This is a genomic window from Mesorhizobium sp. P2_E6 (assembly GCF_056403835.1).
Map to the genome: position 1 here is coordinate 57726 of NZ_JBFUEQ010000007.1, position 13525 is coordinate 71250.

12 protein-coding genes are annotated in these 13525 nt (G+C 63.0%); 10 read left to right on the top strand and 2 right to left on the bottom strand.

Translation table 11 applies throughout. The features are described from left to right. Nucleotides 1-62 precede the first annotated feature (62 nt). Nucleotides 63-1568, bottom strand: coding sequence for a UxaA family hydrolase (locus tag AC1D08_RS18605; RefSeq protein ID WP_457152185.1), 1506 nt, complete (start codon nucleotides 1566-1568; stop codon nucleotides 63-65). A 228-nt stretch (nucleotides 1569-1796) separates the two neighbouring features. Between AC1D08_RS18605 and AC1D08_RS18610 the strand changes: the two genes are divergently transcribed. The 6 genes from AC1D08_RS18610 (at nucleotide 1797) to gndA (ending at nucleotide 7652) form a co-directional block, all read left to right on the top strand. Next, nucleotides 1797-2699 carry a GntR family transcriptional regulator gene (locus AC1D08_RS18610; RefSeq protein WP_457152186.1) on the top strand — a complete coding sequence of 301 codons (903 nt, stop codon included), beginning with the start codon at nucleotides 1797-1799 and terminating at the stop codon, nucleotides 2697-2699. Between the two features lie 122 nt (nucleotides 2700-2821). Then, the gene (locus AC1D08_RS18615) at nucleotides 2822-3178 is read left to right on the top strand and encodes a DUF2946 family protein (protein ID WP_095085006.1); all 357 of its coding nucleotides are present in this window, start codon (nucleotides 2822-2824) and stop codon (nucleotides 3176-3178) included. 97 nt (nucleotides 3179-3275) lie between these two features. Beyond that, complete coding sequence (locus AC1D08_RS18620; RefSeq protein ID WP_457152187.1) at nucleotides 3276-3812, top strand: copper chaperone PCu(A)C; 537 nt, start codon at nucleotides 3276-3278, stop codon at nucleotides 3810-3812. Nucleotides 3813-3852: 40 nt separating this feature from the next. Then, nucleotides 3853-4371, top strand: coding sequence for a YcnI family copper-binding membrane protein (locus AC1D08_RS18625; protein WP_457152188.1), 519 nt, complete (start codon nucleotides 3853-3855; stop codon nucleotides 4369-4371). 89 nt (nucleotides 4372-4460) lie between these two features. Further along, a complete protein-coding gene (locus AC1D08_RS18630; protein ID WP_457152189.1) occupies nucleotides 4461-6065 on the top strand; it encodes a copper resistance CopC/CopD family protein in 1605 nt (534 codons plus the stop codon). Nucleotides 6066-6224: 159 nt separating this feature from the next. Beyond that, nucleotides 6225-7652: an NADP-dependent phosphogluconate dehydrogenase gene (gene gndA, locus AC1D08_RS18635; RefSeq protein WP_477227876.1), complete on the top strand. Its 1428-nt coding sequence runs from the start codon at nucleotides 6225-6227 to the stop codon at nucleotides 7650-7652. A gap of 7 nt (nucleotides 7653-7659) precedes the next feature. On the opposite strand, the gene AC1D08_RS18640 is transcribed toward gndA, so the two are convergent. Further along, nucleotides 7660-8712 carry a LacI family transcriptional regulator gene (locus tag AC1D08_RS18640; RefSeq protein WP_457152191.1) on the bottom strand — a complete coding sequence of 351 codons (1053 nt, stop codon included), beginning with the start codon at nucleotides 8710-8712 and terminating at the stop codon, nucleotides 7660-7662. Nucleotides 8713-9115: 403 nt separating this feature from the next. Here AC1D08_RS18640 and AC1D08_RS18645 point away from each other — a divergent pair, with 403 nt between their 5' ends. The 4 genes from AC1D08_RS18645 to AC1D08_RS18660 all read left to right on the top strand — a co-directional run bounded on the left by AC1D08_RS18645 (nucleotide 9116) and on the right by AC1D08_RS18660 (nucleotide 13512). After that, entirely contained in the window at nucleotides 9116-10372 is a 1257-nt protein-coding gene (locus AC1D08_RS18645; RefSeq protein ID WP_095084758.1) for an ABC transporter substrate-binding protein, read from the top strand. A gap of 208 nt (nucleotides 10373-10580) precedes the next feature. Then, the gene (locus tag AC1D08_RS18650; protein WP_457153342.1) at nucleotides 10581-11477 is read left to right on the top strand and encodes a carbohydrate ABC transporter permease; all 897 of its coding nucleotides are present in this window, start codon (nucleotides 10581-10583) and stop codon (nucleotides 11475-11477) included. Then, a complete protein-coding gene (locus AC1D08_RS18655; RefSeq protein ID WP_457153343.1) occupies nucleotides 11474-12409 on the top strand; it encodes a carbohydrate ABC transporter permease in 936 nt (311 codons plus the stop codon). Before AC1D08_RS18650 ends, AC1D08_RS18655 begins: the two co-directional genes overlap by 4 nt. Before the next feature lie 5 nt (nucleotides 12410-12414). Then, the gene (locus AC1D08_RS18660) at nucleotides 12415-13512 is read left to right on the top strand and encodes an ABC transporter ATP-binding protein (RefSeq protein WP_457153344.1); all 1098 of its coding nucleotides are present in this window, start codon (nucleotides 12415-12417) and stop codon (nucleotides 13510-13512) included. Nucleotides 13513-13525: the final 13 nt, after the last annotated feature.

Genomic DNA, 13525 nt, shown 5'->3' on the forward strand with positions numbered 1-13525 from the left:
GTAACGGTTTTCCCGGGAAAGCGCATAGCGCTTTCCCTTGGGAATTACGCAAAAACAACGGGTTAGAGCGTTGCACCAAGATGCCAGGGCACGAACTCGTTGTCGCCGTAGCCGAAATCCTCGCTCTTGGTCTTGCGGCCGGAAGCCGTCTCGACGATCAGTTCGAAGATCTCGCGGCCCATGCCGGCGATGGTTTTCTCGCCCGAGGCGATGACGCCGCAGTTGACGTCCATATCCTCTTCCATTGTGTGATACATGGTCGAGTTGCTGGCGACCTTGATCGACGGCGTCGGCCGACAGCCGAAGCACGAGCCACGGCCGGTCGTGAAGACGATGACATTGGCGCCGCCCGCCACCTGTCCGGTGGCCGAGACCGGGTCGTAGCCGGGCGTGTCCATGAACACCAGTCCGTTGCCGGTGACCTTTTCGGCATAGCCGAAGACGCCGTTGAGCGGCGTCTGGCCGCCCTTGGCGACCGCGCCCAGCGACTTCTCCAGGATGGTGGTAAGGCCGCCGCGCTTGTTGCCGGGCGAGGGGTTGTTGTCGATCGAGGCGCCATGCTTGGCGACGTGATCCTCCCACCACTTGACGAAACCGTCGAGCTTCTGCGCGATCTCCGGTGTTGCCGCGCGATAGGCGAGCAGGTGCTCGGCACCATAGATCTCGGTTGTTTCTGAAAGGATGCCGATGCCGCCGACGCCGGCCAGGATGTCGACGGCTGCGCCCAGCGCCGGATTGGCCGTAATGCCAGACATGCCGTCGGAGCCGCCGCATTGTAGGCCGACGACGATCTCACTGACCGGGATCGGCTCACGCTTCAGCTGGCCGACTTCCTCCGCGATCTCGGCCAGCACCAGCATCGCCTTTTCGACCGATTTGCGCGAGCCACCCGCGTCCTGGATGTTGAAGTGGCGTTTGCCGGCGGCAGCGCCCTTCTGGCCATAGAGGGTGAGCTGATTGACCTCGCAGCCGAGCCCGACCATCAGCACGCCGCCGAAATTGGGGTGGCGGGCGTAGCCGGCGAGCGTGCGATGCAGCACCATCATGCCGTCGCCGGTGCCGCTCATGCCGCAGCCCTGGCCGTGGACGATCGGGACGAAACCGTCGATGCCGGGATATTTCGGCAGCAGGGTCCGGTTGGCTTGGTCGGCGATGGCATGGCAAACCGTGGCCGAGCAATTGACGCTGGCGATGATGCCGATGAAGTTGCGCGTACCCGCACGACCATCGGCGCGGCGATAACCCATGAAGGTGCGGCTGCGGTCGGCTTCTGTCGCATGCTCGGCCTCGCTCGGCGGCACTACGGGCAAACGGCCGGATTCGAAAACCAGATTGTGCGAATGAACGTGCTCGCCCGGCGCGATGTCCTGTGTCGCGCGGCCGATTGCCTGGGCGTATTTCACCACGGCCTCGCCGGCGGCGATCGGCTTGATGGCCACCTTGTGGCCGGGCTCGATCAGCGCAGTGGCGACGGCACCGCCCGGCAGCGTGGTGCCGATCTCGATGCGGCCGTTGGCGACGGCGACATTGTCGGCGGGAGACAGAAGAATGCTGTTGGAGGCGTTCACGGGCGGTTTCCTGGGTGATCCTGGGATGCGCGGGCGGATTGACACGCGCCTGTTAAAAGATAATGTCTTTTATCGTGAAAAAACAGTTTTGCGTCAATTGTTTTTTCGCTGGGGAGTTCCGCATGTCCTTGGGTGTTCCGAAAGCGATTTAGCTTTTCAGGGGTCATGGGAACGTCATATTGCGCTTCAAGCCAGCAGCCGCAAGCGACGGCGTGCAACGGATCAGGGATGTCGAAGAGCAACAACGTCTACAAGGATGCCTACAACAGGTGCCTCAGGCTGCTCGATGAAACACGTAGCCTGCCTTCGGAGCCGGAGCTGGGTACATTGCTTGGTGTCAGCCGGACGACCGTCCGCACCATCTTGGCGCGCATGGAAGAGACCGGGCTGATCGCCTGGAACAAGCGCGCCAAGACGGTGCTGCGCGAACCGCGTCCCGATGATTTCTTCCCCGAGGAAGAGACCGACACGCTAGCCGAGATCATCGAACGGTCGTTCATGCGACGGCTGCTCGCCAGCGGCGCCGAGGCAGGCATGCAGATCAACGAACTCGAACTGGCGCGCGAGATCGGCGTCGGCACCACCAGCGTGCGCGAGTTCCTGATCCGCTTCTCCCGCTTCGGCCTGATCGAGAAGCGCCGCAACAGCCATTGGGTGCTGAAGGGCTTTACCCGTGCCTTCGCGCTGGAACTGACCGAAATCCGCGAGATGTTCGAACTGCGGTCGGCGGCGGCCTTCGCCGCTCTGCCGCAGGACAGCGCGGTCTGGACCGATCTCGACCGGCTGGAGGACGAGCATCGCCAGCTGGCAAGCGAAATCGCCACGCGCTTCAACGAATTCTCGGAGCTGGATGAGCGCTTCCATCGGCTCATCCACCGGGCGTCGCACAACCGCTTCATCGTCGATTTCTACGACGTCATCGCCATGATCTTCCACTATCACTACCAGTGGAACAAGGCGCAGGAGCGCGAGCGCAACGAGGTCGCGATCGGTGAGCATCTCGCCTATATCGCGGCGCTCAAATCGCGCGACCTCGGCAAGGTCGACGCCGCCTGCCGCAAGCACCTGAAGTCGGCGCGCCAGACATTGCTGACCTCGATCCCGGAGAGCCGGCCGCCCCTGAAACCCTGATATGCCGCGTTGCCGCAGCATCGAATTGCCGATTTTCGACCTGTCCCCTCCCGTGATAGGTATCTCTCCGGTGATTGCTTGATGAGGCAGATCGTTTGAACAGCCGGGAGAAGCGGTGGAGCATTCTGGTCGCGCTTGTCGCGGCCCATCTGCTGCTGCTCCAGTCGACGCTCGGTGCGTTCGCCTTCGGCACTGCGCCGAATGCGTCACAACTCGATGCCTTCGGCAACGTCATCTGCACCCGTGAGGGTGCGACCCAGCTTCCTGGCGGCAACCCGCCACCGTCGCATCTGCCGGCATGTTGCGTGCTTGGCTGCAGCATGTTTTCGCCGGCCTTTGCGCCGCCACCCGTTGCGGGGTTGGCACTGGGGGCGCGTTCCTTTGAGGCCGTCGCCTTCGTCTTTCCGGCGGCCATCCATCTCGACTTTGCGCGTGAGCGCTCGCCGTCGAATCCGCGCGCGCCGCCGCGGACGGCCTGAGTCTGTCTGCCCGGCGGAACCTTTCGCGGGCGTACCCATCCAAACATCAAACTGTCCGCGACCGGTAACGGCGCGACCTTCACTTCATGGAGCAACCATGTCCCAATTTTTTCGCATCGCCGCGCGTCCTATGCCCGGCAGCTTGTTGCGCAGCTTCGAGGCGCGCCTTGGCATCGCCGTACTGGCTTTTGCGCTGTTGTTCGCCGGCGCCCAGACCGGCTTCGCGCATGGGTTCAAGATCGGCGATCTCGAGATCGGGCACCCCTGGTCACGTGCAACGCCGGCAGGCGCCAAGGTGGCCGGCGGCTATTTCACCATCACCAACAAAGGCAGCACGTCGGACCGGCTGCTGTCGATTTCCACCGACATCTCGGACAAGGCCGAACTGCATGAAATGAGCGTCAAGGACGGTGTCATGACCATGCGGCCCGTTGCCGGCGGCCTGGAGATTCCGGCCGGCGGCAAGGTCGCACTGGCGCCTGGCGGCTATCATTTGATGTTCATCGGCCTGAAACGGCAACCCAAGCAAGGCGAAACCTTCTCCGCCACGTTGACCTTCGAGAAGGCCGGCACCGTCAGCGTCGACTTCGCCGTCGAGGGCATGGGCGGCGCCACGGACGACCATGCCGATTGATCGCACCATTTCGACAAAATCTGAAATCAGAGGGACCATTATGAACAAGTACCTTTTGTCGGCCGGTGCGCTTTTTCTCCTCGGGACAAGTGCTGTCTTCGCGCACATCACGCTCGAAACCCAGGAAGCGGCCGTCGGCTCGACCTACAAGGCTGTCTTGCGCGTGCCGCATGGTTGCGACGGCAAGGCGACGATCGCCGTGCGCGTGCAGATCCCGGAAGGGGTGATCGCGGTGAAGCCGATGCCGAAGCCGGGCTGGACGCTGCAGGTCAAGAAGGGCAAGTACGACAAATCCTACCAGCTCTACGGTCAGGCGGTGACCGATGGGGTCAAGGAAGTCGACTGGAGCGGCGGCAGCCTGCCGGATGAATTCTATGACGAGTTTGTATTCCGCGCGACGCTGACGGCCGATCTGCCCGTGGGCCAGAAGCTCTACTTCCCTGTCGTGCAGGAATGCGACGGCGCCGCCGATCGCTGGATCGAGATCCCGGCAGCAGGACAGGATGAAGACGCCCTGGAAAATCCGGCGCCCGGCATCAAGCTGTTGCCGAAGAAATGATGTCTTTCGGCGGCGCACTTCGTTCGCGGAATGCGCCGCCATTTCATGGCAATGGCATGATCGCGATATCCTCACTGCGGATGATTCACATGGCCAGCAAGCTCGTCAGCCGGGTTGCCGGGGGCTTTCTGGCGATGATGATGCTGCTCATCGCCATGGCCTCGACTAGTCCGGCCTTTGCCCATGCCGCGTTGATCAAGACCGACCCGGCCGACGGTGTGGTGCTGGCACAGGGGCCGGCACAGTTCTCGCTGACCTTCAGCGAGCCGGTCTCACCGCTGGTGCTGACGCTGGTGAAGCCCGACGGCACGCCGGTTCCGCTGACCGCTTTCCGCCTCAGCGACCAGACGGTCGAAATCGACAATCCGCAGGACCTCAAATCCGGCACGCATGTGCTGAGCTGGCGCGTCATCTCCGCCGATGGTCATCCGGTCGGCGGCTCGCTGCTGTTTTCCATTGGCGCACCAACGGAGCCGCCGGTCGCCTCCGAGGCCGTCGACTGGCCGCAGCGGTCGGCAATCTGGCTCGGCAAGGTTCTTCTCTACATTGGTCTTTTCCTTGGCGTCGGCGGCGCTTTCGCCCTTGCCTGGCTGACCCAGGGCGGGCCGTCCGGCCGGCGTTTCGCTATCGGGGCAATCCTGTGCGGGCTGGTCGCGGCCCCGCTGTCGCTCGGCTTGCAGGGGCTTGATGCGCTCGGGGCGCCGCTCTCCCATCTGGCGCAGCCGGTCATCTGGCGGACCGGGCTCGATACCAGCTTCGGCTGGACGGTGCTGGCCGCCTTGATCTCGCTGGGGCTCGGCCTGCTGTCGCTGGCCGGGCCACGTTTGGCCGCCAAGCCGGTCGCGCTGGCTGGACTTGCCGGTGTGGGTATTGCGCTGGCCGCCAGCGGCCATGCCAGTGCCGCCGAGCCGCAATGGCTGACGCGACCCATGGTGTTCCTGCACGGCGTCGGCATCGCCTTCTGGGCCGGCGCATTGATGCCGCTCTGTCTGGCGCTGAAAGGTCAGTCGGCGGAGGTCGCGCCATTCCTGCGGCGGTTCTCACGCATGATCGTGCCGGTGGTGGCCATGCTTGTCGCTGCCGGCATCGTGCTTGCCGTCATCCAGGTGCAGACGCTGGCGGCGCTGGTCAATACCGCCTATGGCAAGCTGCTCTTGATCAAGCTCGGGCTGCTGGTCTTCCTGTTCACGCTTGCCGCCGTCAACCGCTGGAAACTCACCGCATCGGCCGAGGCCGGAGCGACGGAAGTGCAGCGCAGGCTCGCCCGCTCGATCGGCGTCGAAATGCTGATCGTGCTGGCGATCTTCGCTGTTGCCGCGGGCTGGCGCTTCACGCCGCCACCACGGGCACTGGCGATCGCCGCGGCCCAACCGGTTTCGGTCCATATTCACGCGCTGCAAGCGATGGCGGATCTCAGCATCACACCCGGCCATGCCGGACCGGTCGTCGCCTCGATGATCATCATGACCGGCGATTTCGGACCGCTCGACGCCAAGGAGGTGACGCTGGTGTTGTCGAAGCCCGATTCAGGCATTGAGCCGCTCAAACGTGCCGCGACCAAGCCCGGCGATGGCAGCTGGCGTGTCGACGACCTCGTCATCCCGGTTCCTGGCCGCTGGACGGTGCGCATCGACATCCTGGTCTCGGACTTCGAGATGGTGAAGATCGAAGCGCCTGTCGATATCAGACCGTAAAAACTGGACCGCCAAGTGCCCCGAAACTTGGCCGATGCAACACAATTCGGCGAGGCGGTTGACGCGGCCCGAAAGGCCCGTCAATCATCTCGCCGAAGAATGGGCATCCCGGCAAACCGCGAGCTCGAACCAACAAGATCCGAAAGCAGGGAAGAAACGATGGAAAAAGCCGAAATCGGCCTGATCGGCCTTGGCACGATGGGCTCCAACCTGGCGCTCAACATCGCCGAGCACGGGCACCGCATCGCTGTCTTCAACCGCACCAGGGCACGCACCGACGCTTTCGTCGAGAATGCCGGCGCGCTGAAGGACATGGTGGTGCCTTGCTACAGCCTGGAAGAACTCGCCGCCGCGATCCGACCGCCACGCCCGATCATCATCATGGTGCTGGCTGGCAAGCCGGTCGACGAACAGATCGAAGCCCTGCGTGGCGTGCTGTCGGCCAACGACATCGTCATCGATGCCGGCAACGCCAATTTCCGTGACACGATGCGGCGCTTCTCCGAGCTTTCGGGCTCGGGTCTGACTTTCATCGGCATGGGCGTGTCCGGCGGCGAGGAGGGCGCGCGCCACGGGCCGTCGATCATGGTCGGCGGCACCGAGGATTCCTGGAAACGCGTCGAGAAGGTGCTGACCGCGATCTCCGCGAAATTCAACGACGAGCCCTGCGCGGCGTGGCTCGGCACCGACGGCGCCGGCCATTTCGTCAAGACCATCCATAACGGCATCGAATATGCCGACATGCAGATGATCGCTGAAATCTACGGCATCCTGCGCGATGGCCTCGGCATGGGGCCTAAGGATATAGGCACGGTGTTTTCCAACTGGAACAAGGGCAGGCTCAATTCCTACCTGATCGAGATCACCGCCAAGGTGCTGGCCGCAGACGATCCGAAGACCGGCAAGCCGGTGGTCGACATCATCCTCGACCGCGCCGGCCAGAAGGGCACCGGCAAATGGTCGGTCATCGAGGCGCAGCAACTCGGCATTCCGGCGACCGCGATCGAGGCGGCCGTGGCGGCGCGCGTGCTGTCGTCGATCAAGGACGAGCGGCAGGCGGCGGAAAAAGCCTATGGCAATATCGGCGTGACGAAGATTTCCGGCGACAGGGACGCATTGCTTGGAGATCTCGAACTGGCGCTTTTCGCAGGCAAGATCGCCGCCTACGCGCAAGGCTTTGCGGTGATGAGCGGCGCCTCCAAGGAGTTCAACTGGAACCTGCCGATGCCGACCATCGCCAGGATCTGGCGCGCCGGCTGCATCATCCGCTCGCAGATGCTCGACACCATGGCCGAGGCGTTCGGTTCCGGCGGCGCATCGACCAATCTTCTGATGGCGCCGGCCTTTATCGCCCTGATGCAGGAAGCGCATCCGTCGCTGCGGCGTATCGTGGCAAGGGCATCGGAGGCAGGCTCCCCGGTGCCGGCGCTGTCTTCCGCACTTGCCTATTTCGACAGTTACCGCCAGGGCCGCGGCACCTCGAACCTGATCCAGGCGCAACGCGACTTCTTTGGCGCGCACGGCTTCGAGCGTATCGACGGACCGGGTGCATTCCACGGGCCGTGGGGCAGCGGTGCGGCTGGCTGAAAAATGGCTAATCCAGCGAGCGCCGATAGGCCAGGACCTCGCTCGGTACGCTCAGGCTCTGCAGCGTGCCGGGCGCGGCGCCGCCGATCCAACCGAGAACGGAGCGGGCGAGTTCGGAGCCCGCCAGCCGGAAATTCTCGTTGACGACCAGCAATTCCGTGCGAAACAGATGCAGCAGGTCCGACGATTGCTTGGACACGACATCGACGTCACGACCAAGCTTGAGGCCGGCATCCTCGATGCCGGCGACGATGGCCAGTGTCGCGGCGGCGGCGCTGCTGACGAAGCCGTCCGGCCGGTCTTCGCGGCGCATCACTTGCGCGGTCCGGCTCCGGATCTGCTCGATCGTATGGTCGATAGAAACAGTGTTGAAGGGGACTTCACTGGCGCCGACCTCGCTCAGCGCATCGGCAAAGCCGTTGACGGTATGACTGTGGTAGGTCAGCCCGACGGGCGGTGACAACAAAGCGAGCCGGCGGCGGCCGATGCCGGCCAGACGACGCACGGCTTCCACCGCAAAAGCGTAGTTGTCGAAATCATGATAGGGGTGGACCAGCCCCATATCGGTGCGGCCATGCGTGGCAAAGGGAATGCCGTGCTCCAGCATGTAGCGGGCCCGTGGGTCATTCGGCTGCGTGCGTGAGATGATGACGCCGTCGGCCGAGCCCGTCTCGACCAGATAGCGTATGGGGTCGAGCGGATCCTGCGAGCGCGAATAGGGCGTGACGATCAGATGGTAGGGTGTGTCGGCAATGACCTCCGAAACGCCGTAGATGATGTCCGAGACGAAGCTCATGATCTCGCGCTCGGTGTTGAGCACGAGACTGATGACATTGGTCCTGCCGGTGCGCAGGCGCACGCCGGCGCGGTTCGGCCGGTAGCCGATCTGCTTGGCGACTAGCTGGACACGGCGCCTTGTTTCGGCGCCGATTTCCGGAGCGTCCTTCAAGGCCCGCGACACGGTGGTGACGCCGAGCCCGGTCATGAAGGCAAGCGTCTTCAACGTCGGCCGTCCCTGCGCCAACGCCTCTTCGTTGTTTTCCGTACGCCGTTTGTCCATTCGTCCCGCCCGTCAGGCGCATAGCAGCCGCAGGCCGGATCGGCAATCGCCGCCACAGCGATACGGTATGCGTTCCAGCCCCGGCAAGCGTCAATATACTGAAACGTTACAGATTGCCAATATCGAGATGCCGCCACTCGCGGCGAGGCCGACGGCTGTCTTGCGGAAATCCATTGGGATTGCAGAAGAAATCGCTTTTGTCATCGCCTTTGCCGGCTTTCACGCGCAGTTTGATGTCCTGCAGTGCAGCGATCCATGCTGCGGCGCATATAAAAGCGATTGCTCATGTGAATTTGTTCGCGGCTCGAAAAAATATCGAACTCGTTTCGTTCATGGGGTTGCGCAGGTCACGCAATTCCCGTATCGAAAATCTGTAACGTTTCAGATTCTGGGAGGAACCGAAATGCGATACAGACTTTTGACCGCTGCGCTGGCAGCGACGGCTACTCTGCAATTTGCCGGTCCGGCCGCGGCGACGGACCTGGAAGTGATTCACTGGTGGACGTCGAAGGGCGAGTCGGCGGCGGTGTCGCAGTTCGCAAAGGCCTTTGACAATGACGGCCACGGCGACCGCTGGGTGGACAGCGCCATCGCACTCGGCGAGACCGCCCGATCGACCGTCATGCAGCGCGTGCTCGGCGGCGATCCGCCCGGTGCCGCTCAGTTCAATCCCGGCCGGCAGTACGAAGAACTGATTTCGGGCGGCAAGCTGCTTGACCTGACGGACGTCGCGACCGCCGGCAAGTGGGATGAGGTCATTCGCCCGAAGGCGATCGGCAGCGCCTGCCTCGTTGACGGCCACTGGTGGTGCGTTCCGGTCAACATCCATTCGAATTACTGGGCCTGGTACTCCAAGCCGGTGTTCGAGAAAGCGGGCGTGCCAGAGCCGAAGAACCTGGCCGATTTCCTCGCGGCCGCGCCGAAGATCAAGGAGGCAGGCCTCATCCCCTTCGCCATCGGCGGCGACGGAAACGGCTGGCAGATTCAATTGCTCTTCCAGGACATGGTTACCGAGGCTCTCGGTGTCGCACAGCGCGACAAGATGTATACCACCAAGAGCGCCGAAATTGCGGGCAGCCCAGAGATGAAAGGCGTCTTCACGCAGTTGAGGGCCCTGAAGCAGTTCACCGACAACGGCTACGCCAACCGCAACTGGAACGACACCACCAACCTGGTGATCACCGGCAAGGCCGGACTTCAGGTGATGGGCGACTGGGCGCGCGGCGAATTCGCGGCCGCCGGCATGACCGGAGTCAAGGATTTCGGCTGCATGATCGGCCTGAACGAGGCCAAGCCGGTGGTCAGCACCGACGGCGACATCATCCTGTTCTTCAAGCAGAACAATCCGGATGTCGAAGCAGCGCAGAAGCGTCTTGCGGCGCTGCTGATCAGCCCCGAGGTCCAGGTCGCCTTCAACAACGCCAAGGGTTCCATGCCCGTGCGTGGCGATGTCGACATGTCGACAGCCGACCCGTGCATGCAGAAGTCGCTGAAGGCAGTGGAAGACCCGGCCAACATCGTCACCGCGACGAACCGGTTCATCACCGAGAACACCAATCAGCAGCTCAATGAGCTCGTCGCGCAATTCTTCGCAGACGATTCCATGACGGCTGACGACGCCACCGCGAAGTTCGCCACGATCATCGGCAATTCCGACTAGGAACTGATCACTACCCCGAGGCGCCGCCCTTACAGCGGCGCCTCGGTCGCGTCCCGACCCGACAGGAAGCTCTCTTTTCTCTCGGCAACGGGCTGACAATCGCAGGACGGGAAGCTGCGGCGGTCTGAAGCCCGGTGGTTCGGACAGCGCTGACCTTCACGTCGGCAAACGCCCCCAAGGTGTCGGTGGAAGCGGAGAAAGACGGACGATGCAGAAGAGCTGGAGGCACAGATTTCACCTGCCTGCCGTCATCGGGACAATACCGATGATTCTCGTTGCCCTCGGCGTGTTCGTGATCGGCATCGGCTTCTCGGTGCTATGGTCCTTTACCAGTTCGAAGCTCTTCCCTACCTACGATTTCGTCGGTCTGGCGCAGTACAGGCGCCTCTGGGCCGACAACCGCTGGCTCGTCTCGGTCAATAACATCTGGTTCTTCGGCCTGATGTCCATCACCTGCAACATGGTGTTCGGATACCTGCTCGCCGTCTTCATGGACCAGCGCATCCGCCAGGAGGACCTGTTCCGCTCCATCTTCCTGTATCCTTTTGCCATGTCGCTGATCGTCACCGGACTCGTGTGGCAATGGGCGCTCGACCCCAACCTCGGCCTGCAGGAGGCGCTGCGCAACTGGGGCTGGACGAGCTTCAGCTTCGCCCCGCTGGTCAGCGCCGAGACCGCGCTGTACGCACTGGTCGTGGCGGGCATCTGGCAGGGCTCGGGCGTGACGATGGCGATCCTGCTTGCCGGCCTGCGCGGCATTGACGAGGATATCTGGAAAGCCGCGAGGGTCGACGGCATCCCGACCTGGCGCACGCACGTTTCCATCGTGGCGCCGATGATGAAGGGTGCCTTCGCCACCGCCTTCGTTCTGCAATGCGTAGGCGTGGTGCGCGTCTACGACCTGGTCATTGCCATGACCGGCGGTGGGCCTGGCATCGCCACGTCCATGCCGGCAGTCTACGTCATCCAGCTCATCACGGTTCGCCAGAACGTCGGCCAAGGCATGGCTGGGGCAACGATGATGCTGCTGCCGGTCCTGATCGTGCTGGCTTTCAGCGGAATTCTACTATGGCGGCGAAATCGCCTGCGGGAGGCGGGCGCATGACCGTCGGACAGATCACCGCAATTCAACCGCCCCGGGAAGCGTCGCATCAGGCTGGCGTGGCGCCCTTCGGGCCGAAACCGCGACGGATATCGGCCGGCCGCATCGGCATCTATGCTTTCCTGGTCGTTGCGGCCCTCTTCTTCCTCATCCCGGTCTACATCATGATCGTCACCTCATTGAAGGGGATGCCGGAGATCAGGCTGGGACATCTTTTCAACCTTCCTGGCGAGCCGACCTTTCAACCCTGGGCCGACGCCTGGCTCCACGCCTGCACCGGTCGCGATTGCAACGGCCTCAGTCCAGGCTTCTACAATTCGGTGAAGATCACCGTGCCCAGCGTGATCATCTCGATCATCTGCGCGTCGATCAACGGTTACGCGCTGACCTTCTGGCCATACAAGGGCGCCAATCTGCTCTTCGGGTTGCTGGTGTTTGGTGCCTTCGTGCCCTATCAGGTCGTGATCTATCCATTGATCATCGGGCTGAGCTCGGTCGGGCTGTTCGCCTCGCTCCCCGGCATCATCATCGTGCACACCATCTTTGGGATGCCGATCCTGACGCTGCTGTTCCGCAATTTCTACGCGGCAATTCCGGTCGAGCTGTTCAAGGCAGCGCGTGTCGACGGTGCGGGTTTCTGGCGCATCTTTTTCTACATCATGCTGCCGATGTCGGTGCCGATCACCGTCGTCGCCGTCATCCTGCAAGTTACCGGCATCTGGAACGACTTCCTGTTCGGCATCGTGTTTGCCGGGCGGTCCAACTGGCCAATGACGGTGCAGCTCAACAATATCGTCAACACCACCACCGGCGTGAGGGAGTACAATGTCAACATGGCGGCAACCATTCTGACGGCTGCGGTGCCTCTGCTCATCTACTTCATCTCCGGACGATGGTTCGTGCGCGGCATCGCCGCTGGCGCGGTGAAAGGCTAGTGGATATGGCGCAGAACGGTACCAGCGTTTCGATCCAGGACCTGTCGCTGAGCTTCGGTGTGGTGACCGTACTGGAGACACTTAATCTCGATGTCGCCGAGGGCGAATTCATCGTGCTGCTCGGGCCCTCGGGCTGTGGCAAGTCGACCTTGCTCAACTGCATTGCCGGCCTGCTCGACGTCTCCGAAGGCAGCATCTTCATCAAGGGCAAGAACGTCACCTGGGAAGAGCCCAAGGATCGCGGCATCGGCATGGTGTTCCAGTCCTATGCGCTCTACCCGCAAATGACGGTGGAGAAGAACCTGTCCTTCGGGTTGCGTGTCGCTGGCACGCCGAAGGACGAGATCGCCAAGCGGATCGCGCGGGCGGCCGAGATCCTGCAGATCGAGCCGCTGCTGCAACGCAAACCGGCAGCACTGTCCGGCGGCCAGCGCCAGCGCGTGGCAATCGGACGGGCGCTGGTGCGCGATGTCGACGTGTTCCTGTTCGACGAGCCGCTGTCCAATCTCGACGCCAAGCTGCGCGCCGAGCTGCGCGTCGAGATCAAGCTGCTGCATCGCAAGCTGCAGAACACGATGATCTATGTCACCCACGACCAGATCGAAGCGATGACGCTGGCCGATCGCATCGCGGTGATGAAGGGTGGCGTCATCCAGCAGCTCGATGCGCCACAGACCATCTACAATCGGCCGGTCAACCGCTTCGTCGCCGGCTTCCTCGGCTCACCCGCGATGAACTTCATCGACGGGCAGGCCGAGACCGGCGCCACCGCGGCTTTCAAGACCGGAAATGTATCCATACCGCTCGCCCGCTACGCTTTCGACGCCGCGGGCAACAGCAGCGGCCCTTGCGTGTTCGGTATCCGGCCCGAGCATGTCGCCCTTGGCGAGGCGGCAAATGCCATGCCCTTTGCCATCGATGCCGCCGTCGAGATCGTCGAGCCGATGGGCTCCGACACGCTGGTATGGACGCAGCTCGGCGGTCAGAATTTCTCCTTCCGCGTCGAGGCGGAAAAGACGCTGCGCAGTGGCGAGCCAATCCGGATCGGCTTTGATCCTGCCCGCGCCTCGCTGTTCGACAGCCAATCCGGCAACCGCATGTAGCTCCCAAGCCCCA